Origin of the sequence: Streptomyces violaceoruber (assembly GCF_033406955.1) — a bacterium.
In the GTDB taxonomy this organism is placed as follows: Bacteria; Actinomycetota; Actinomycetes; order Streptomycetales; family Streptomycetaceae; genus Streptomyces; species Streptomyces violaceoruber.
The window spans coordinates 5,717,185-5,737,145 of sequence record NZ_CP137734.1; the positions used below are offsets into that span (position 1 = coordinate 5,717,185).

Consider the following 19,961-nt stretch of genomic DNA (forward strand, 5'->3'; position numbering starts at 1 on the left):
CCCTCCATGGGGGCATTGAGGCGGATTCGGCGCATGGCTCCGGTGGTCGTCGGCTCGGCCGTCGCCGTCGGCGGGCTCGTCGCGTGCGAGCCGGGCGGACTCGGCTCCGCGACGGTCGCCTACACGACCGACCAGACCGTGACCCGGGAACTTCAGCGGCAGAAGGCGGAGGTGCGCTGGCTCACCTGCACCGCCTCCTACGGCGACAAGGGCACCACGGCCTCGGCGAGCGAGAACGCGGTCGCCTCCGTGCACTGCGAGGGCAGGACGGACGCCGGCCAGGACATCACCGTCGACGGCAAGGTCACCAAGGTCGTCAACGGCGCCTGCGTGCGCGGGAACCTGACCGCGAAGGTGGACGGCAAGGAGTGGTTCCGGGTGAAGGGGCTGGGCAACTGCGACGCCACCGGCGCCCCGCCCGCCGACCGGCCCTCCCGGAACGGGCCGGGGCCCACCGTGACCGTCACCCGGACCATCTGGTGCCCCGCCGACCCGCACTGCGGGCCGGTCGAGGGCAAGTGACCGGGCCGGGGCCATGGCCGGGAAGTGATCCAAACCTCTGTCGGCGGGGCGCGCCCCTGCATAGGGTATGGGGGTGACTCAGCCCGCAGCGCCTGCCTACCTCCGCTTTCCGCACCCGCACGGCGAGTTGGTCGCCTTCACCGCCGAGGACGACGTGTGGCTCGCCCCGCTCGACGGCGGCCGTGCCTGGCGGGTCAGCGCCGACAACGTGCCGGTGAACCACCCGCGGATCTCGCCCGACGGCACCAAGGTCGCCTGGACCTCCACCCGTGACGGCGCCCCCGAGGTGCACGTCGCCCCCGTCGAGGGCGGCCCCGCCAAGCGCCTCACCCACTGGGGCAGCATCAGGACCCAGGTACGCGGCTGGACCGCCGACGGCCGCGTCCTCGCCCTGAGCACCTACGGCCAGGCCAGCCTGCGCCGCAGCTGGGCCCGCGCCCTCCCGCTCGACGGCGGCCCGGCGACCACCCTGCCGTACGGACCCGTCGGCGACGTCGCCCAGGGCCCGCACACCGTGCTGCTGTCCGCGCCGATGGGCCGCGAGGCCGCCTGGTGGAAGCGCTACCGGGGCGGCACCGCGGGCAAGCTGTGGATCGACCGCGAGGACGACGGCGAGTTCGTCCGCCTGCACGACGGCCTGGACGGCAACATCGAGTACCCCTTCTGGGTCGGCGACCGGATCGCCTTCCTCTCCGACCACGAGGGCACCGGCGCCCTCTACTCCTCCCTCGCCGACGGCTCCGACCTGCGCCGGCACACACCGGTCGACGGCTTCTACGCCCGGCACGCCGCGACCGACGGCAGCCGCGTCGTCTACGCGTCGGCCGGTGAGCTGTGGACCCTCGACGACCTCGACGGCGCCGAACCGCGCCGCGTGGACATCCGGCTCGGCGGCGCCCGCGTCGACCTCCAGTCGTACCCGGTCAACGCCGCCCGCTGGTTCGGCTCCGCGTCCCCCGACCACACCGCGCGCGGCAGCGCCGTCGCCGTACGCGGCGGCGTGCACTGGGTCACCCACCGCTCCGGACCCGCCCGCGCCCTCGCGGCCACCCCGGGCGTGCGCACCCGGCTGCCGCGCACCTTCCGCGTCGACGGCGAGGAGTGGGTGGTGTGGGTGACGGACGCCGAGGGCGAGGACGCCCTGGAGTTCGCGCCCGCCACCGGACTCGCCCCCGGCGCCACCACACGGCGCCTGGCCGCCGGGCAGCTCGGCCGGGTGCTGCACCTCGCGGTGGCCCCCGACGGCAGCCGCGTCGCCGTCGCCTCGCACGACGGGCGGGTCCTGCTCGTCGAGCGCGAGAGCGGCGAGGTCCGCGAGGTCGACCGCAGCGAGGACGGCGACGCCTCCGGCCTGGTCTTCTCGCCCGACTCCTCCTGGCTCGCCTGGTCCCACCCCGGGCCGGAGCCGCTGCGCCAGCTCAAGCTCGCCAACACCACCGACCTGTCGGTGAGCGAGGCGACGCCGCTGCGCTTCAAGGACTACTCGCCGGCCTTCACCCTCGACGGCAAGCACCTCGCCTTCCTCTCCACCCGCTCCTTCGACCCGGTCTACGACGAGCACGTCTTCGACCTGGCCTTCGTCGAGGGCGCCCGGCCCTACCTGATCACCCTCGCCGCGACCACCCCCTCGCCCTTCGGTCCGCAGCGCCACGGCCGTCCGTTCGAGACCCCGGACCGCGAGGAGACCCCCGACAGCGAGGGCACCCCCACCACCCGGATCGACATCGAGGGCCTCGCCGACCGCATCGTGCCCTTCCCGGTCGAGGCCGCCCGCTACTCCCGGCTGCGCGCCGCCAAGGACGGCGTCCTGTGGCTGCGCCACCCGCTCACCGGCGTCCTCGGCGCCTCCCGCGCCAACCCGGAGGACCCCGACCCGAACACCGAGCTGGAGCGCTACGACCTCGCCCAGCAGCGCGTCGAGCACCTCGGCGGCGACGCCGACCACTTCGAGGTCAGCGGCGACGGCAAGCGGGTGCTGCTGTGGACCGACGGCCGGCTCAAGGTCGTCCCCAGCGACCGGCGGGCCTCCGGCGACGAGGACAGCGACACCAACATCACCGTCGACCTGGGCCGGGTCCGGCAGACCGTCGAACCGGCCGCCGAGTGGCGGCAGATGTTCGACGAGACCGGCCGCATCATGCGCGACCACTACTGGCGGGCCGACATGAACGGCGTCGACTGGGACGGCGTCCTGGACCGCTACCGGCCCGTCCTGGACCGCGTCGCCACCCACGACGACCTGGTCGACCTCCTGTGGGAGGTGCACGGCGAGCTGGGCACCTCGCACGCCTACGTCACCCCGCGCGGCGGCCACGGCTCCGGCGCCCGGCAGGGCCTGCTCGGCGCCGACCTCTCCCGTCACGAGGACGGCGCCTGGCGCATCGACCGCGTCCTGCCGTCCGAGACCTCCGACCCCGACGCCCGCTCCCCGCTCGCCGCACCCGGGGTCGCGGTGCGCGCCGGGGACGCGATCGTCGCGGTGGCGGGACAGGCCGTGGACCCGGTCACCGGTCCCGGACCACTGCTCGTCGGTACGGCGGGCAAGCCGGTCGAGCTGACCGTCTCCCCGTCCGGCGGCGGAGAGGTGCGGCACGCCGTCGTCGTCCCGCTCGCCGACGAGGAGCCGCTGCGCTACCACGCCTGGGTCGCCGACCGCCGCGCCTACGTCCACGAGAAGTCCGGCGGCCGGCTCGGCTACCTGCACGTCCCGGACATGCAGGCGCCCGGCTGGGCCCAGATCCACCGCGACCTGCGCGTCGAGGTGGCCCGGGAGGGCCTGGTCGTCGACGTCCGCGAGAACCGCGGCGGGCACACCTCCCAGCTGGTGGTGGAGAAGCTGGCCCGGCGCATCGTCGGCTGGGACCTGCCGCGCGGCATGCGGCCGACCAGCTACCCGCAGGACGCGCCCCGCGGGCCGGTCGTCGCGGTCGCCAACGAGTTCTCCGGCTCCGACGGCGACATCGTCAACGCGGCGATCAAGGCGCTGGGCATCGGCCCGGTCGTCGGGGTCCGCACCTGGGGCGGCGTCATCGGCATCGACAGCCGCTACCGGCTGGTCGACGGCACGCTGATCACACAGCCCAAGTACGCGTTCTGGCTGGAGGGATACGGCTGGGGGGTGGAGAACCACGGCGTCGACCCCGACGTCGAGGTCCCGCAGCGCCCCCAGGATCACGCGGCGGGCCGCGATCCCCAACTGGACGAGGCGATCGCGCTCGCGCTGGCGGCTCTGGAGGAAACCCCGGCGAAGACACCGCCGAGCCTGCCCTGACCTGCGGCGCTCCCCGCCGCCGCTGCGGGCAGTCGTGCCTCCCCCCCAGTGCCTGATCGGCCTGGGAGTCCCCCCAGTGCGGCACGGGTGGGCGCAGCGGCACCCGGCACGCGCCGGCGAGCGCCCCACCCGGCGTCCGCCACGGCGTGCGGCGCCCAGGCCGGCGTGGGGGTGGGGTGCGCAGCCCGGCGGAACGGGGTGCCGCCCGCGCCCACCCGTGCCGCCCCAAGCGGCACGACTGCCCGCGGTCGGAGCGGCACGACTGCCCGCAGCCGGGGGACGGAGGCACGACTCCCGCGGCTGCGGCGGTGGCGGATACGATGCCCATCAGAAGATCACCGGCGTGAGGAGAGCCAAGTGGCTGGCGAACCCCAGGACGACTGTCTGTTCTGCAAGATCGTCGCAGGGCAGATTCCCGCGACGATCGTCCGCGAGACGGACACCACCGTCGCGTTCCGGGACATCAACCCCCAGGCCCCCACCCATGTCCTGGTGATCCCCAAGGCGCACCACAAGGACGCCGCCGCCCTCGCCGCCGAGGCCCCGCAGCTCGCCGCCGACGTGCTGCGCGAGACTCAGGCCGTCGCCGACGACGAGAAGCTGGACAGCTACCGCACCGTCTTCAACACCGGCAGCGGCGCCGGCCAGACCGTCTGGCACGCGCACGCCCACGTGCTCGGCGGCCGCGGCCTCGAATGGCCCCCCGGATAACCCGGACAGGACCGGACCACCACCCACCATGTCCGTACGCGAACTCGTCGTCCTCGGCACCGCGAGCCAGGTCCCGACCCGGCACCGCAACCACAACGGCTACCTGCTGCGCTGGGACGGCGAGGGCATCCTGTTCGACCCCGGCGAGGGCACCCAGCGCCAGATGCTGCGCGCCGGGGTCGCCGCCCACGACCTGAACCGGATCTGCGTCACGCACTTCCACGGCGACCACAGCCTGGGCCTCGCCGGGGTGATCCAGCGGATCAACCTCGACCGCGTCCCGCACGAGATCACCGCCCACTACCCGCGCTCCGGGCAGCGTTTCTTCGAGCGCCTGCGGTACGCCACGGCCTACCGCGAGACCGTCGCCCTCACCGAGGTGCCGGTCGCCGCCGACGGTCCCCTCGCGGTCACCCCCGCCTACACCCTGGACGCCCGCAGGCTGTCGCACCCCGTCGAGTCGTACGGCTACCGGCTCACCGAGCCCGACGGCCGCCGCATGCTGCCCGAGCGCCTGGCCGCGCACGGCATCACCGGACCCGACGTGGGCCGCATCCAGCGCGACGGCTCGCTGGGCGGCGTCGCGCTCGACGAGGTCAGCGAGGTCCGCCGCGGCCAGCGGTTCGCGTTCGTCATGGACACCCGGCTGTGCGAGGGCGTGCACGCGCTCGCCGAGGGCTCGGACCTGCTCGTCATCGAGTCCACCTTCCTCGACGAGGACGAGACCCTCGCCACCGACCACGGCCACCTCACCGCCGGCCAGGCCGCCCGGGTGGCCCGGGACGCGGGCGTGCGGCACCTGGTGCTCACCCACTTCAGCCAGCGCTACTCGGATCCCGAGGAGTTCGAACGCCAGGCACGCGCGGCCGGTTACGCGGGCGAGCTGACCGTGGCCCGCGACCTCACCCGCGTACCGGTTCCGAAACGTCGGTGAAACCGCCGTACGATGCTCTGATGCCCCTGCCCAAAGCTGAACTGCACCTCCACATCGAAGGCACCCTGGAACCGGAGCTTGCCTTCGCGCTGGCCGCCCGCAACGGCGTGTCCCTGCCGTACGCGGACGAGGACGCCCTGCGCGAGGCGTACCGCTTCGCCGACCTCCAGTCCTTCCTGAACCTGTACTACGAACTGATGGCCGTCCTGCGCACCGAGCGGGACTTCGAGGACCTCGCCGACGCCTACCTCGCCCGCGCCGCCGCCCAGGGCGTCCGGCACGCCGAGATCTTCTTCGACCCGCAGGCCCACCTCGCCCGGGGCGTGGAGATGGGCACGGTCGTAGAAGGGCTGTGGCGGGCACTGGGCGCCAGCCGTGAGAACCACGGCGTCTCCACCCGGCTGATCCTCTGCTTCCTGCGCGACGAGTCCGCCGAGTCGGCGATGCGGACGCTGGACGCGGCGGGGCCCTACCTCGACCGCATCACCGGCGTAGGCCTCGACTCCGCCGAGGTCGGCCACCCGCCGGTCAAGTTCCGCGAGGTGTACGAGGCCGCCGCAGCCCTCGGCCTGCGCCGGGTCGCGCACGCCGGCGAGGAGGGCCCGCCCGCGTACGTCGTCGAGGCCCTGGACGTCCTCGGCGTGGAGCGGATCGACCACGGGCTGCGCTCGGTGGAGGACCCGGCGCTGGTCGAGCGGCTGGTGCGCGAGCGCGTCCCGCTCACTCTGTGCCCGCTGTCCAACGTGCGGCTGCGCACGGTCGACACCCTCGCCGACCACCCGCTGCCCGCGATGCTCGACGCGGGCCTGATGTGCACGGTGAACTCCGACGACCCGGCCTACTTCGGCGGCTACGCGGGCGACAACTTCGACGCCGTGCGCCAGGCCCTCGGCCTGACCGGGGAGCGGCTGCGGGAGCTGGCCCGCAACTCCTTCCTCGCCTCCTTCCTGGAGGACGACGAGGAACTGCGGGCGCGGTACCTCGCGGAGGTCGAGGCGTACCGGTTCCCCGCCGCGTAGCGGATCCCGCGCGCGGGTCTCAGCCCGGCCCGGACCCCGGTGCGGCCGCCGCCTGCCGGGGCCCCGCCGTGTCGTAGGCGCCCTGGACGGCGACCGCCGGGACCTCCACGTCGATCTCCACGACCGGCTGCTCCACGGCACCGATCTCGGGCACCGCACCGCTCGGCGTTCCGGTGGCGGCGGCGACCAGCGCGGCCGGGGTGCCGCCGCGGCGGCGGATCGCGCCGGGCAGCAGCGGGCGCCCCGAGGTGTGCAGTGCGACGGCGGTCATCGGCGCGGCGACCAGCAGCAGCCCGGCGGCCAGCACCAGCCCCATGCCCGCGTAACCGGCCTGCGCCGACAGGACACTGCCGGCCAGCGGTCCGGCCGCCGTGCCCAGCGAGGACGCCGAGCCGACGAGCACCGCCCACCGGCCGCGCGCGTCGAGCGAGGCGGCGAGGCCGATCAGGTACGACAGGACGACCGGGTAGACGGTGTTCCAGGCGATCTCGCCGGTCGCGAAGGCCGTCGGGGTCGTCGCCGACGCGCTCACCGCGATGCAGCCCGCGATGAGCACCGTGCCGGCGCCGACGGGCATCGCCCGGCCCAGCCGCGGCCCGAGCGCACCCGCCACCAGCACGCCCACCAGGCCCGCGCCCAGCGCGACGGCGAACACGACGCCGAGGGTGGCGTCGCCCAGTCCGGCCTGCGTCAGCCCGATCCGGCCGCTGACGCCCCACAGGGAGTTCTGGGCCAGGGACCAGCACAGCACGGTGACGGCGAGGACGAGTCCCGAACGGCGGTGGGGGAGCGGGGCGGTGGCGTCGGCGCCGGGTGCGGCCGGGGAGGCGGCCGCCGGGCCCGGCAGGCGGCCGGTCAGCGGCCACACCGCCAGCGCCGTCAGGGCGATCGCGGCCAGCGGCAGCCCGTGCGCCCGGCCGAGGTGGGGCACCGTCAGGTACACCGCACCGGCCAGCGCGGACACGCTCAGCAGGCCCGCCGTGGAGGCGCGGTGGGGATCCTTCTCGGCGGCGATCCGGGTGGCGGCGACCGTCATGGCCGTCCCCGATCCGAAACCGCCCACCACCGCGCCCAGGACGACGGCCGGGACGGCGGTGGTGAGCGCGGCGGCGCCGTAGCCGAGGACGGCCAGTACGAGGCCGAGGCGGGCCGGTGTCCGGGCGCCGAACCGCTGGACCCGGGAGGCCAGCAGGAAGCCCGCGGTCGCCGAACTCAGCAGCAGCGCGCTGCCGACGGCGCCCGCCTGCGTGGTGGACAGCGGAAGGCTGGTGTCGAGTCTGCCGACGGTGGTGGGCAGCAGGTACGGAGGCAGGTACCCGGCCGTGAAGAGGGCGACGAGGGGCCAGGGTGTGGTGCGGGGGGCGAACACGGGCGTTCCCAGGGCATGCGAAAGGACGGTGGGAAGGGAGGGAGCGACGACCGTCGACCGACGAGGACGCGCGGGCAATTTGTATCAAGCGGAAGGAGCCCCGAAACAGGCGAGATGATGTGATCTAGGTCACATACCTGTTTGGGGGTTTGAAGGCTGGGTAGCAGCAGTCGCTAACGCCAGTGGATCGAGCCGCCTCCGACCGGAACCGTCGCCTCCAGTTTTGCCCTGATCTCCCGCATCACCGCCACGATCCGCGCCTCGTGATCCGGCGTCAGCCGGGCCACCGGCACCGAGCAGCTGACCGCGTCCAGCGCCGGGACGTCGTAGCGCAGCGCGAAGCCGAAACCGACGATGCCGGCCACGCCCTCCTCGCGGTCGACGGAGTATCCGCGCTCCCTGGTCCGGGCGAGGTCGGCCGCCAGGGCCTCCCTGCCGGTGTGCGTGTTCGGGGTGAACGCCTCGTACGGCCCCTCGGGCAGGTCCGCGTCCGGCCGCTCCGCCAGCAGCGCCTTGCCGAGCGCGCCCACGTGCGCGGGCAGCCGGCGTCCCACCCGGCTGATCGTGCGCAGGTACTCGTGCGACTCCCGGGTGGCCAGGTACGCCACGTCGTGCCCGTCCAGCCGCCCCAGGTGGATGGTCTCGCCCAGCGCCTCGGACGCCTCGTCGAGATACGGCCGCACCGCCCGCACCCGGGGGTCGGAGTCCAGGTAGCTGGTGCCGGTGAGCAGGGCGTGGATGCCGATGCCGTAGAGCGAGCCGGTGACGTCGGTGCGGACCCAGCCGCGCGAGATCAGGGTCTGCAGCAGCGCGTACATCGAACTGCGCGGCACCCCCAGTTCGTCCGCCAGTTCCTGGAGGCGGGCCGGACGGTCGCCGCGCGCGGCCAGCACCTCCAGCAACTCCACTGTGCGCGCCGCGGACTTCACCTCGCGGACGCCGCCCGGCGTCGCGTCCCCAGTCTCCGACATGGGCCGATCGTAATCGGATGCCCCCGACCCATTGACGCCCGACGGTCACCTCTCTAATCTCCATCTCCATACGTAGACGACATCTACATACGGAGACAGTGAGAGTTGATGGAGATGACGAGTGCGGGCCCCGGCTCCGACCCCGGCACCGGTCGGGCAGCCGTCGTCCGGCGGCTGCGCGAAGGCATGGCGGCGAGCGTGCTGTCCTTCCCGCTGACCAGCTTCCACGAGGACGGCTCCTTCGACGCCGACGGATACCGGGCCTACGTCGCCGAACGGCTCGCCGCCGGTCCCGGAGCCCTCTTCCCCGCCTGCGGCACCGGCGAGTTCTTCTCCCTGGACGAGGACGAGTACCGGCAGGCGGTCGCCATCGCCGTCGAAGAGACGGCCGGGAGCGTGCCGGTCGTCGCCGGGACCGGCTACGGCTGGGCGCAGGCCCTGCGGTTCGCGCGCATCGCCGAGGACGCGGGTGCCGACGCCCTCCTCGTCATGCCGCACTACCTCACCGCCGCCCCGCAGGACGGACTGGTCGCCCAGATGGAGCGGATCGCCGCGGGCACCCGGCTCCCGCTCATCGCCTACCAGCGCGGCCAGGTCGCCTACACCGCCGAGTCCGTCCGGCGCCTGACCCGCGTCCCCGGCGTGATCGGCCTCAAGGACGGCCACAGCGACCTCGACCGCCTCCAGCGCGCGGTCCTCGCCGCGCCCGACGACTTCCTGTTCTTCAACGGCGCCGCCACCGCCGAGGTCCAGGCCCGCGCCTACGCCGCCGTCGGCGTACCCGCCTACTCCTCCGCCGTGCACGCCTTCGCGCCCGAGATCGCGAACGCCTTCCTCGCCGCCCTGCGCGGCGGCGACACCGGCACGGTCGACAAGCTGCTGCGCGACTTCTACGTCCCCCTCGTCGAACTGCGCGACCGCGTCCCCGGCTACGCCGTGTCCCTGGTGAAGGCGGCGGCCCGGCTGCGCGGCTGCCCCGTCGGCCCCGTCCGCGCCCCCCTCACCGACCCGTCGCCCGCCGACCTCGCCGCCCTCACGACCCTGCTCACCACCGGACTCGACCTCGTAGGAGCCGCCCTGTGACCCGCGATCTCACCATCACGGCCGTCCACCTGACGCCGATCCTGGTCGCCGACCCGCCCCTGCTGAACACCCAGGGCGTGCACCAGCCGTACACCCCCCGCCTGATCGTCGAGGTGGAGACCGCCGACGGCGTCACCGGCGTCGGCGAGACCTACGGCGACGCCAAGTACCTGGAGCTGGCCCGCCCGTTCGCCGCCAAGCTGGTCGGCCGTCAGGTGTCCGACCTGAACGGCCTGTTCACCCTCGCCGACGAGGTCGCCGTCGACTCCTCCCGGGTCTTCGGACAGGTGGACGTCGGGGGACTGCGCGGCGTCCAGACCGCCGACAAGCTGCGCCTGTCCGTCGTCTCCGGCTTCGAGGTCGCCTGCCTCGACGCCCTCGGCAAGGCGCTCGGCCTGCCCGTGCACGCGCTGCTCGGCGGCAAGGTCCGCGACGCCGTCGAGTACAGCGCGTACCTCTTCTACAAGTGGGCCGACCACCCCGAGGGCGTGGCGAGCGAGAAGGACGACTGGGGCGCCGCCGTCGACCCGGCAGGAGTCGTCGCCCAGGCCCGCGCCTTCACCGAGCGGTACGGCTTCACCTCCTTCAAGCTCAAGGGCGGCGTCTTCCCGCCGGAGGAGGAGATCGCCGCGGTCAAGGCCCTCGCCGAGGCGTTCCCCGGACACCCCCTGCGCCTGGACCCCAACGGCGCCTGGTCCGTGGAGACCTCCCTGAAGGTCGCGGCGGAACTCGGGGACGTCCTGGAGTACCTGGAGGACCCCGCGCTCGGCACCCCGGCGATGGCCGAGGTCGCCGCGAAGACCGGGGTGCCGCTCGCGACGAACATGTGCGTGACGACGTTCGCCGAGATCCAGGAGGCGTTCACCAAGGGCGCCGTGCAGGTCGTGCTCTCCGACCACCACTACTGGGGCGGACTGCGCAACACCCAGCAACTGGCCGCCGTCTGCCGCACCTTCGGCGTCGGCGTCTCCATGCACTCCAACACCCACCTGGGCATCAGCCTCGCGGCGATGACCCACGTCGCGGCCACCGTTCCCGACCTCCACCACGCCTGCGACTCCCACTACCCCTGGCAGTCCGAGGACGTGCTCACCGAACGGCTCGCCTTCGACGGCGGCAAGGTCGCCGTCTCCGACGCCCCCGGCCTCGGCGTCGCACTCGACCGCGAGCGCCTGGCGTTCCTGCACCGGCGCTGGCTCGACGACGACGGCACGCTCCGCGACCGCGACGACGCGGCGGCGATGCGGGTCGCCGACCCGGAGTGGGTCACCCCGTCCGTGCCCCGCTGGTGAAGCCGTTCCCCCTCTCCCTTCCCTGCCACGACCGGAGCCGCTCGTGTCCGCCGAAGTCCCCGAGGTGCATTCCCCCGCCGTACAGTCCGCCGTCCGCAAGATCTTCCGCCGCGTGGTCCCGCTCTTCTTCGTCATGTTCGTGGCGAACTACATGGACCGCGTCAACCTGGGCTTCGCCCAGGACGAACTCCGCGCCGACGTCGGCCTGTCGGCCGCCGCGTTCGGCCTCGGCGCCGGCATCTTCTTCATCGCGTACGCCATCTTCGAGGTCCCCTCCAACATGCTGATGGAGCGGTTCGGGGCCAAGGTGTGGCTCACCCGCATCATGATCAGCTGGGGTGTCGTCGCCACCGCGATGGCCTTCGTCGACAGCGTGGAGATGTTCTACGCCCTGCGTTTCCTGCTCGGCGTCGCCGAGGCGGGCTTCTTCCCGGCCGTCATCTACTACTTCAGCCGCTGGCTCCCCGACTCCCACCGGGGCCGGGCCACCTCGATCTTCCTGATGGGTTCCGGCACCGCCACCGTCATCGTCGGCCCCGTCTCGGGCGCGCTGATGGAGCTGCACGGGATCTGGGGCCACGCGGGCTGGCAGTGGATGTTCTTCATCGAGGGCGTCTTCTCCGTCGTCCTCGGCTTCGTCGTCTACCGCTTCCTCGACTCGGGCGTCGAGCAGGCCACGTGGCTGACCGACGAGGAGAAGTCCGGCCTGGTCGCGGCCATCGACGCCGAGCAGGACGAACGCGACGCCCGGCGCGGCGGGAAGGCGGCCGGGGTCTCCCGCTGGAAGCTGCTCGCCGACCCCCAGATGCTGCTCTTCCTCTGGATCTACTTCGCCATCAACGTCGCCCTGTACGCGGTGACCTTCTGGCTGCCGTCGATCGTGGACGACATCGGCGGGGTCAGCGACTTCCAGGTGGGGCTGCTGACCGCCGTGCCGTGGCTGTGCGCGCTGGCCGCCCTGTTCGTCAGCGGCCGGGTCTCCGACCGCATCGGCAGGCGCCGGCCCGTGCTGGTCGTCCTGCTCCTGCTCGGCGGGTGCGGCACCCTGCTGGCCGTGTTCGTCTCGCCCTGGGTCGGGCTCGGCGCGCTGTGCCTGGCCGCGATGGGTTTCAAACCGGCCTCCCCGGTCTTCTGGACCATCCCGCAGAGCTACCTCGACGCCCGCGCCGCGGCCCCCGGCATCGCGCTGATCAACTCGATCGGCAACCTCGGCGGGTTCGTCGCCCCCACCGCCTTCGGCATCATCGAGGACACGACCGGCTCGACCAAGGGCGGCCTGGTCGGGCTGACCGTCGTCGGCTTCCTGGCCGCGCTGAGCGTGCTGCTGGTGCGCGGCGGCGGACGCAACGACCGGGTCCGCACCCGGCCGGCCAGGGCGGTCGCGGCGCCCGCGCCGGAGACCACCCCGGGCGCCGCCCGGACCGCGCAGCCGGGTCCTGCCACCGCCTGACGCCACGCGGCCGGCACCACCGCACTGTCGGTGGCGTGGTGCACACTGGCGGGGTCCGCACCATGCCAGGGAGCGCACCGTGACAGCGTCCACCGTGTCCACCGACGTGCCCGGCGCGACCGACGTTCCGGTCATGCCGGCCGACGAGAGAACGCACCGCCACGTCTCGCCCGAGGGATCGCACCGCCACCCCCAGGTCGATCCCCTGGCCGCCCTGCGCACCCCGCAGGACCCGCCCTGGGACGTGTATCTGACCGGTACGGTCTTCCTCGACGTGATCTTCACCGGGCTCGACTCCGCCCCGGTGCGCGGGACCGAGTCCTGGGCCCGGGGGATGGGGTCGAGCCCGGGCGGCATCGCCAACATGGCGACCGCGCTGGCCCGCCTCGGCCTGCGCACCTCGCTGGCCGCCGCCTTCGGCGACGACCACTACGGCGACTACTGCTGGGACGCGCTCGCCCAGGGCGAGGGCATCGACCTGTCCCCGTCCCGCACCGTGCCCGGCTGGCACTCGCCGGTGACGGTCTCGATGGCGTACGAGGGGGAGCGCACGATGGTCTCCCACGGCCACGAACCGCCGCCGGAGGAGCCGTCTCCCGACTGCCCGCCCCGCGCGCGTGCGGCCGTCGCTTCCCTCACGCCCGGTGTCCGCGCCCCCTGGATCGCCCAGGCCGCCGCGCGCGGCACCCGCGTCTTCGCCGACGTCGGCTGGGACGACACCGGCGCCTGGGACCTGGCCGGACTGCCCGACCTGGCGCACTGCGAGGCCTTCCTGCCGAACGCGGAGGAGGCCATGCGCTACACCGGCGCCACCTGTCCCCGCGCCGCCGCACACGCCCTGACCGAGCACGTGCCGCTCGCCGTGGTCACCCTCGGCGCGGACGGCGCGTACGCGGTGGACCGGCGCACGGGGGAGAGCGCCGAGGTCCCGGCCATCGAGGTGGAGGCCCTGGACCCGACCGGCGCCGGGGACGTGTTCGTGGCCGGCTTCGTCACCGGCACCCTGGCCGGCTGGCCGCTCGCCGACCGGCTCGCCTTCGCGGGCCTGACCGCGGCCCTGTCCGTCCAGGAGTTCGGCGGCTCGCTGGCGGCACCCGGCTGGTGCGAGATCGCCACCTGGTGGCGCAAGGTCCAGTCGGTCGAGAGCCAGGACCCGACGGCCCTGCGCCGCTACGCCTTCCTGGCCGACCTGGTCCCCGACGCCCAGCCCGGCTCCTGGCCCCTGCGCCGCGCGGTCCCGACGATCGGCTTCCGCCGCCCGACACCCTGACCGCCGGCGCTCCTCGGGAGCGTCAGAACCCGAGCCGCCGCAGCTGCTTCGGGTCGCGCTGCCAGTCCTTGGCGACCTTCACGTGCAGGTCCAGGAAGACCGGGGTCCCGAGGAGGGCCTCGATCTGGGTGCGGGACTTGATGCCGACGTCCTTCAGGCGCTTGCCCTTGGGGCCGATGATGATGCCCTTCTGGCTGGGGCGCTCGATGTAGACGTTGGCGTGGATGTCCAGGAGGGGCTTGTCCGCGGGGCGGTCCTCGCGCGGGAGCATCTCCTCGACGACCACCGCGATGGAGTGCGGCAGCTCGTCCCGTACGCCCTCCAGCGCGGCCTCGCGGATCAGCTCCGCGACCATGACCTGCTCGGGCTCGTCCGTCAGGTCGCCCTCGGGATAGAGCGCCGGACCCTCGGGCAGCAGCGGGGTGAGGAGGTCGGCGAGCAGGTCCACCTGCTGGTTCGCCGTGGCGGACACCGGGACGATCTCCGCCCAGGCGATCCCCAGCTCCTTGCCCAGCTGGTCGATCGCGATCAGCTGCTCGGCCAGCGTCTTGGAGTCCACCAGGTCGGTCTTGGTGACGATCGCGACCTTCGGGGTCTTCCTGATCCCCGCCAGCTCCTTGGCGATGAAGCGGTCGCCGGGGCCCAGCTTCTCGTTCGCCGGCAGGCAGAAGCCGATGACGTCCACCTCGGCCCACGTGGTGCGCACCACGTCGTTCAGCCGCTCGCCCAGCAGGGTGCGCGGCTTGTGCAGCCCCGGGGTGTCCACCAGGATCAGCTGCGCGTCCTCGCGGTGCACGATGCCCCGCACGGTGTGCCGGGTGGTCTGCGGGCGGTTGGAGGTGATCGCCACCTTCTGCCCGACCAGAGCGTTCGTCAGGGTGGACTTGCCCGCGTTGGGACGGCCCACGAAGCAGGCGAAGCCGGCCCGGTGAACAGTCTCGGCCGGTTCTTCGGATGACTGGGTACGAACGCTCATGGCGCCCATTGTCCCTGATCCCCGAAGCCCCGCCGTACCACGGTCGTCCGCCGGGCCCGCGCGCGTCAGCCCGCGCTCACCGCGGCCCGCACCGTGCCGTCGGGCGCGGCCACCAGCACCGGCGTCTTCGCCCCGCCCAGGTCCCGTACCGCCGCCCGGTCCTCGTCCGACGCCGACCCGGCCTCCGTCACCACGGCCGCGGCCTCCAGGGACTTCGCGCCGGACGCCACCGCCATCGCCACCGCCGTACGCAGGGCGCTGAGCTTCAGGGAGTCCAGGGCGACGGTCCCGGCGACGTACGTGCGGCCGGTCTCGTCGCGAACGGCCGCGCCCTCGGGCACGCCGTTGCGGGCGCGGGCCGAGCGGGCCAGGGTGACGATCTTGCGGTCCTCGGGGTCGAGGCCGGGAGTCTCGGTGGTCATGGGGTGAGCATACGGAGCCCCGCCGGGTGCCGGACCGCTCACCCCGCCACCGGGTACATCGCCCCGCGCCGGCCCTCCGGCGACGCCAGCCACTCCAGCTTCGCCGCCGTGTTCGCCTCCTCCAGCGGCGTGTGCAGCACGATCGTCAGGTCGGGGCGGGCCGGGACCTGGAGCGCCGTCGACTCCAGGCTGAGGAGGCCGACCAGCGGGTGGTCCAGCTCCTTGCGGATCTGCCCCGCGTCCTCGATGTCCCGCTCCTCCCACAGCGCGGCGAACTCGGCGCTGGCCCCCGTCAGGTCCGCCAGTACCTGCTGGAAGCCCTCGTCGTCCGGGTTGGCCGCGCAGGTGGCGCGGAACTGGGCGACGACCGTGCGCGCGTTGTGCTCCCAGTTGCGGGCCCGGGAGCGGTAGAGGGGGTCGGTGAAGAAGTCGAGGATGCAGTTCCACGTCGTCTCGGGCCGCATGCCCAGCACCGTCGCCGCCGCGTCGTTGTACAGCACGCAGTTGTAGTAGCGGTCCATGATGTGCGCCGGATACGGCATCCACGTGTCGATCAGGCGCCGCAGCCCCTCGCACATGTCCCGCTTCGACGGCTCCACCTCGGCCGCGGGCGGGTTCAGCCCCGCCAGCACGTACAGATGGCGGCGCTCGGTGTTGCTGAGCCGCAGCACCCGGCCGACCGCGTCCAGCACCTGCGGGGAGACGGAGATGTCGCGGCCCTGCTCCAGCCACTGGTACCAGGACGCGCCCACCCCGGCGAGCACGGCCACCTCCTCGCGGCGCAGCCCCGGCGTGCGGCGCCGCGCCCCGCCGTCCGGCAGGCCGACCTCGGCCGGGGACACCCGCGCCCGGCGGCTCATCAAGAACTCCCGCAGCTCACTGCGGCGCCGGTCCCGGCCCGCGGTCCCGGCCCTCGTGATCACGTCCGGCACGTACGCACTCCCCCCGTAGCCAACCCGCCGGTGCCTGGTGGTGGCACCACCAGGACAATCGGCGTCTCCCCACAACTATTCCGGGGGCCCGAGGCTCATGTCCATGGCGATCGACACCACCCCGACTCCCACCCCGGCCCCCGTTGCCGAACAGCAGGCCGCTCCCCGGCTCTCGGCCCGCGACCGGCTCATCCTGTTCGTGCTCTGCGCGGCCCAGTTCATGGTCGCGCTCGACTTCTCCGTCCTGAACGTCGCCCTGCCCGTGCTCGGCGCGGACCTCGGCATGAGCACCTCCGCCCTCCAGTGGGCGGTCACCGCGTTCGCGCTGCCGTCCGGCGGGTTCCTGCTGCTCTTCGGCCGCATGGGCGACCTCTACGGCCGGCGGCGGCTCTTCCTCGCCGGGCTCGCGCTCTTCGGCGCCGCCTCCCTGCTGGCCACCCTCGCCTGGGACCCGGCCTCCTTCCTCGCCGGGCGCGCCCTCCAGGGCCTCGGCGCGGCGGCCATCGTCCCGACCGGCATGTCGCTGCTGACGACGACCTTCCCGGAGGGCCCCGCCCGCGACCGCGCCCTCGGCATCTCCGGCACCCTGCTCTCGCTCGGCTTCACCGTCGGCATGGTGGCCGGCGGCGTCCTGACCGACCTGCTGAGCTGGCGTTCCACCATGGGCCTGCTCGCCCTGTTCGCCCTGATCGTGCTGCCCCTCGCGCCCCGCCTGCTGCCCGACTCCCTCCCCCGCAGCCTCGAAGGCGTGGGACGCGCCCCCCTCCCCGAGCGGCCCCGCCTCGACGTCCCCGGTGCGGTCACCGTCACCGGCGGCCTGCTCTCCCTGATCTACGCCCTCACCACGGCCGCCGAGCACGGCTTCGGCCGCACCGACGTCCTCGTCACCCTCGGCGCGGGCCTGCTGCTCCTGGCCGCCTTCGTGGCCGTCGAGTCCCGCAGCGCGGCGCCCCTCGTCTCCCTGCCGATGCTGCGCCGCCGCACGGTGGCCTGGGGCAACCTGGGCGGCCTGGTCACCTTCTCGACGATGTCGACGGTGGTCTTCGTGCTCACCCTGTACCTCCAGGAGGTCCTGCGTCTGAGCGCCTTCGAGACCGGCCTGGTCTTCGGGGTGCAGGGCCTGCTGTCGGTGGTGGCCGGTTCCCTCGCCCCGCGCGTCATCGGCCGCTTCGGTGCCCGCCGCACCCTGGTGGGCTCGCTCGCCGGGCAGGGCCTGCTGGGGCTGCCGCTGCTGGTGATGGGGGAGGGAAGCTGGTCGGTGGTGCTCGCCACGGCCGCCGTGTCCCTCGCCAGCATGTGCCACCTCGGCGCGATCATCTCCTACGGCCTGACCGTCACCTCCGGCGTCCCCGACGAGGAGCAGGGCCTGGCGACCGGCCTGGTCACCTCCACCCAGCAGGTCGGCATCACCGTCGGCATCCCGCTGCTCGGCGTGCTCGCCACCACCGCGACCGACCTGCGCTCCGGCGTCCACACGGTGCTGGTCCTGGACGCGGCGATCGTGCTGGCGGCGGCCGTACTGGTCGCGGTGGGGCTGCGCAGCAACCGCCCGGCGGGCTCAGGGGCGGTCGAGGCGGAGCCGCTCCGCGCGCGGTAGACCGGCGACGACGAGGTCGTACGAGTCCTCCACGAGCTCCCGGACGACACGGTCCGGGAGCCGTCCCGCGTCCGGCCCGGCACCCACCGTCACGGTGTTCCAGTGCCGCTTGTTCATGTGCCAGCCGGGCACGATCAGGCCCGGGTGCTCGCGGCGCAGCCGGAGCGCGTCGTCCGGGTCGCACTTGAGGTTGACGGTGAGCGGGCGTCCGTCCAGCGAGGTCAGCGCGAACATCTTCCCCAGCACCTTGAAGACCGAGGTCTCCGGGTTGAAGGGGAAGTCCTCCACCGCGGCGTTGAAGGACAGGCAGAGGTCGCGCAGTTCCCCGGGGGTCATTCGGACACGGCCTCCTCGGCCGGCTTCGCCGCGCCCACCGGCTCCACCAGCACCGTCACGATCTTGTTCCGGCGGCCCGCGGCGGCCTCCGCCGTCAGCCGCAGCTCACGGCCGTCGGGCAGCTCCACGATCGACGAAGCCCCGGCGATCGGGACGCGGCCCAGCGCCTTGGCGAGCAGACCGCCGACCGTCTCCACGTCCTCGTCGTCGTACTCGTCCAGGCCGTACAGCTCGCCCAGGTCGCCGATGTCCAGGCGGGCGGTGACCCGGAAGCGGTCCCCGCCCAGCTCCTCCACCGGCGGCAGCTCCCGGTCGTACTCGTCGGTGATCTCGCCGACGATCTCCTCCAGGATGTCCTCGATGGTGACGATGCCCGCCGTGCCGCCGTACTCGTCGATGACGACGGCGACGTGGTTGCGCTCCTTCTGCATCTCGCGCAGCAGGTCACCGGCGTTCTTGGTGTCCGGCACGAAGGACGCCGGGCGCATCGCGGTGGAGACCAGGTCGCTCTCCGCGTCCCGGCTGATGTGCGTCCTGCGGACCAGGTCCTTCAGGTAGACGATGCCGACGATGTCGTCCTCGCTGTCGCCGGTCACCGGTATCCGGGAGAAACCGGAGCGCAGAGCGAGGGTGAGGGCCTGCCGGATGGTCTTGTAGCGCTCGATGACCACGAGGTCGGTGCGCGGCACCATGACCTCCCGCACGAGGGTGTCGCCCAGCTCGAACACCGAGTGCACCATGCGGCGCTCCTCGGCCTCGATCAGGGACTCCTTCTCGGCGTAGTCCACCAGCGCCCGCAGCTCCGCCTCCGAGGCGAAGGGCCCCCGGCGGAAGCCCTTGCCCGGAGTCAGCGCGTTGCCGATGAGGATCAGCAGCGACGGGATCGGGCCCATGATCCGGGCCAGCGGCAGCAGCACGTACGCCGCGGCGGTCGCCGTGTTCAGCGGGTGCTGGCGCCCGATGGTGCGCGGCGAGACCCCGACGGCGACGTAGGAGAGCAGCACCATCACCGCGATGGCGATGATCAGCGCCTCGCCGGTGCCGTCGAACTGCCTGAGACAGGCGTACGTGACCAGCGCGGCGGCCGCCATCTCGCAGGCGACCCGCACCAGCAGCGCCACGTTCAGGTAGCGCGTCGGGTCCGCGGCGACCTGGGCGAGCTTCTCGCCGCCCCGGCGCCCGGACCGTACCGCCTCCTCGGCGCGGAAGCTGGAGACCCTCGCGAGCCCCGCCTCCGCGCACGCGGCCAGCCAGGCGACCACCACCAGGGCGACGGCGCCGGCGACGAGCGGGAAGCTCATGAGACCGTCGGGGCCGGGGACGGGCCGGTCAGGCCCTTCTCCGCACGCCAGCCGTCCACGATCGCGGCCTGCAGACCGAACATCTCGGCCTTCTCGTCGGGCTCCTCGTGGTCGTACCCGAGCAGGTGCAGCACCCCGTGGACGGTCAGGAGCTGGAGCTCCTCGTCCATGGAGTGCTCCGTCGGCGCCTCGGCGCCCTGCTTGGCGGCGACCTCGGGGCAGAGCACGATGTCGCCGAGCAGCCCCTGCGGCGCCTCCTCCTCGTCCTTGGACGGCGGACGCAGCTCGTCCATCGGGAAGGACATCACGTCGGTGGGGCCGGGCAGGTCCATCCACTGGATGTGCAGTTGCTCCATGGCCTCGGCGTCCACGACGATCACCGACAGTTCGGAGAGCGGGTGGATGCGCATCCGCGCGAGCGCGTAGCGGGCGATGTCGAGGATCGCCTGCTCGTCGACCTCGGTTCCGGACTCGTTGTTGACGTCGATCGACATGGTCGTGCTGG

Annotated in this window: 18 protein-coding genes; 10 read left to right on the forward strand and 8 right to left on the reverse strand. The window is 73.4% G+C overall.

Annotated features, from left to right (window positions below):
• Nucleotides 1–33 precede the first annotated feature (33 nt).
• The 5 genes from R2E43_RS25490 to R2E43_RS25510 all read left to right on the forward strand — a co-directional run bounded on the left by R2E43_RS25490 (nt 34) and on the right by R2E43_RS25510 (nt 6,457).
• Nucleotides 34–522, forward strand: a complete 489-nt coding sequence (locus R2E43_RS25490; RefSeq protein WP_016326181.1) for a hypothetical protein — start codon at nt 34–36, stop codon at nt 520–522.
• Nucleotides 523–589: 67 nt separating this feature from the next.
• A complete protein-coding gene (locus R2E43_RS25495; RefSeq protein WP_332056603.1) occupies nt 590–3,793 on the forward strand; it encodes a S41 family peptidase in 3,204 nt (1,067 codons plus the stop codon).
• Nucleotides 3,794–4,150: 357 nt separating this feature from the next.
• Nucleotides 4,151–4,504 (forward strand): histidine triad nucleotide-binding protein, encoded by a 354-nt coding sequence (locus tag R2E43_RS25500; RefSeq protein WP_003976256.1) that lies wholly within the window; start codon nt 4,151–4,153, stop codon nt 4,502–4,504.
• 28 nt (nt 4,505–4,532) lie between these two features.
• Nucleotides 4,533–5,438, forward strand: a complete 906-nt coding sequence (locus R2E43_RS25505; protein WP_003976257.1) for a ribonuclease Z — start codon at nt 4,533–4,535, stop codon at nt 5,436–5,438.
• A 20-nt stretch (nt 5,439–5,458) separates the two neighbouring features.
• Nucleotides 5,459–6,457, forward strand: coding sequence for an adenosine deaminase (locus R2E43_RS25510; protein ID WP_161270038.1), 999 nt, complete (start codon nt 5,459–5,461; stop codon nt 6,455–6,457).
• A gap of 19 nt (nt 6,458–6,476) precedes the next feature.
• Here the strand turns inward: R2E43_RS25510 and R2E43_RS25515 are convergent, their stop codons facing one another.
• Complete coding sequence (locus R2E43_RS25515) at nt 6,477–7,826, reverse strand: MFS transporter (protein ID WP_011028420.1); 1,350 nt, start codon at nt 7,824–7,826, stop codon at nt 6,477–6,479.
• 173 nt (nt 7,827–7,999) lie between these two features.
• Nucleotides 8,000–8,797 (reverse strand): IclR family transcriptional regulator, encoded by a 798-nt coding sequence (locus R2E43_RS25520; RefSeq protein WP_011028419.1) that lies wholly within the window; start codon nt 8,795–8,797, stop codon nt 8,000–8,002.
• Between the two features lie 114 nt (nt 8,798–8,911).
• Between R2E43_RS25520 and R2E43_RS25525 the strand changes: the two genes are divergently transcribed.
• From R2E43_RS25525 to R2E43_RS25540, 4 genes are all read left to right on the forward strand, one after another.
• A complete protein-coding gene (locus tag R2E43_RS25525; protein ID WP_011028418.1) occupies nt 8,912–9,880 on the forward strand; it encodes a 5-dehydro-4-deoxyglucarate dehydratase in 969 nt (322 codons plus the stop codon).
• Nucleotides 9,877–11,172 (forward strand): glucarate dehydratase family protein, encoded by a 1,296-nt coding sequence (locus R2E43_RS25530; protein WP_011028417.1) that lies wholly within the window; start codon nt 9,877–9,879, stop codon nt 11,170–11,172. Before R2E43_RS25525 ends, R2E43_RS25530 begins: the two co-directional genes overlap by 4 nt.
• A 64-nt stretch (nt 11,173–11,236) precedes the next feature.
• On the forward strand, nt 11,237–12,622 hold the full coding sequence (locus R2E43_RS25535) for an MFS transporter (protein ID WP_003976262.1): 1,386 nt from the start codon (nt 11,237–11,239) through the stop codon (nt 12,620–12,622).
• A 133-nt stretch (nt 12,623–12,755) separates the two neighbouring features.
• Nucleotides 12,756–13,892 (forward strand): carbohydrate kinase family protein, encoded by a 1,137-nt coding sequence (locus tag R2E43_RS25540; RefSeq protein WP_247703356.1) that lies wholly within the window; start codon nt 12,756–12,758, stop codon nt 13,890–13,892.
• Nucleotides 13,893–13,914: 22 nt separating this feature from the next.
• On the opposite strand, the gene era is transcribed toward R2E43_RS25540, so the two are convergent.
• From era to R2E43_RS25555, 3 genes are all read right to left on the reverse strand, one after another.
• Nucleotides 13,915–14,868 (reverse strand): GTPase Era, encoded by a 954-nt coding sequence (gene era / locus R2E43_RS25545; RefSeq protein WP_016326176.1) that lies wholly within the window; start codon nt 14,866–14,868, stop codon nt 13,915–13,917.
• A 65-nt stretch (nt 14,869–14,933) separates the two neighbouring features.
• Nucleotides 14,934–15,290 (reverse strand): cytidine deaminase, encoded by a 357-nt coding sequence (locus tag R2E43_RS25550; RefSeq protein WP_136208394.1) that lies wholly within the window; start codon nt 15,288–15,290, stop codon nt 14,934–14,936.
• Between the two features lie 38 nt (nt 15,291–15,328).
• The gene (locus R2E43_RS25555) at nt 15,329–16,222 is read right to left on the reverse strand and encodes a helix-turn-helix transcriptional regulator (RefSeq protein ID WP_003976266.1); all 894 of its coding nucleotides are present in this window, start codon (nt 16,220–16,222) and stop codon (nt 15,329–15,331) included.
• A gap of 103 nt (nt 16,223–16,325) precedes the next feature.
• On the opposite strand from R2E43_RS25555, the gene R2E43_RS25560 reads away from it, so the two are divergent.
• Nucleotides 16,326–17,819: an MFS transporter gene (locus R2E43_RS25560; protein ID WP_003976267.1), complete on the forward strand. Its 1,494-nt coding sequence runs from the start codon at nt 16,326–16,328 to the stop codon at nt 17,817–17,819.
• On the opposite strand, the gene R2E43_RS25565 is transcribed toward R2E43_RS25560, so the two are convergent.
• Genes R2E43_RS25565 through ybeY form a run of 3 tightly spaced genes read right to left on the reverse strand, consistent with a single transcriptional unit; the run spans nt 17,781 to nt 19,950 of the window.
• Nucleotides 17,781–18,155, reverse strand: a complete 375-nt coding sequence (locus R2E43_RS25565) for an MmcQ/YjbR family DNA-binding protein (RefSeq protein ID WP_136208392.1) — start codon at nt 18,153–18,155, stop codon at nt 17,781–17,783. The two genes, R2E43_RS25560 and R2E43_RS25565, sit on opposite strands and share 39 nt — an antisense overlap.
• Nucleotides 18,152–19,456 carry a hemolysin family protein gene (locus tag R2E43_RS25570; protein ID WP_011028410.1) on the reverse strand — a complete coding sequence of 435 codons (1,305 nt, stop codon included), beginning with the start codon at nt 19,454–19,456 and terminating at the stop codon, nt 18,152–18,154. The genes R2E43_RS25565 and R2E43_RS25570 overlap by 4 nt, the downstream gene beginning before the upstream one ends.
• Nucleotides 19,453–19,950 carry an rRNA maturation RNase YbeY gene (gene ybeY, locus R2E43_RS25575; RefSeq protein ID WP_003976270.1) on the reverse strand — a complete coding sequence of 166 codons (498 nt, stop codon included), beginning with the start codon at nt 19,948–19,950 and terminating at the stop codon, nt 19,453–19,455. Before ybeY ends, R2E43_RS25570 begins: the two co-directional genes overlap by 4 nt.
• Between the last annotated feature and the right edge of the window lie 11 nt (nt 19,951–19,961).

Coding starts and splice junctions, on each gene's coding strand:
- R2E43_RS25540 (WP_247703356.1), top strand. CDS start 12,756: ATGCCGGCCGACGAGAGAACGCACCGCCACGTCTCGCCCGAGGGATCG.
- ybeY (WP_003976270.1), bottom strand. CDS start 19,950: ATGTCGATCGACGTCAACAACGAGTCCGGAACCGAGGTCGACGAGCAG.
- R2E43_RS25505 (WP_003976257.1), top strand. CDS start 4,533: ATGTCCGTACGCGAACTCGTCGTCCTCGGCACCGCGAGCCAGGTCCCG.
- R2E43_RS25525 (WP_011028418.1), top strand. CDS start 8,912: ATGACGAGTGCGGGCCCCGGCTCCGACCCCGGCACCGGTCGGGCAGCC.
- R2E43_RS25490 (WP_016326181.1), top strand. CDS start 34: ATGGCTCCGGTGGTCGTCGGCTCGGCCGTCGCCGTCGGCGGGCTCGTC.
- R2E43_RS25560 (WP_003976267.1), top strand. CDS start 16,326: ATGGCGATCGACACCACCCCGACTCCCACCCCGGCCCCCGTTGCCGAA.
- R2E43_RS25520 (WP_011028419.1), bottom strand. CDS start 8,797: ATGTCGGAGACTGGGGACGCGACGCCGGGCGGCGTCCGCGAGGTGAAG.
- R2E43_RS25570 (WP_011028410.1), bottom strand. CDS start 19,456: ATGAGCTTCCCGCTCGTCGCCGGCGCCGTCGCCCTGGTGGTGGTCGCC.
- R2E43_RS25495 (WP_332056603.1), top strand. CDS start 590: ATGGGGGTGACTCAGCCCGCAGCGCCTGCCTACCTCCGCTTTCCGCAC.
- R2E43_RS25565 (WP_136208392.1), bottom strand. CDS start 18,155: ATGACCCCCGGGGAACTGCGCGACCTCTGCCTGTCCTTCAACGCCGCG.
- era (WP_016326176.1), bottom strand. CDS start 14,868: ATGAGCGTTCGTACCCAGTCATCCGAAGAACCGGCCGAGACTGTTCAC.
- R2E43_RS25550 (WP_136208394.1), bottom strand. CDS start 15,290: ATGACCACCGAGACTCCCGGCCTCGACCCCGAGGACCGCAAGATCGTC.
- R2E43_RS25510 (WP_161270038.1), top strand. CDS start 5,459: ATGCCCCTGCCCAAAGCTGAACTGCACCTCCACATCGAAGGCACCCTG.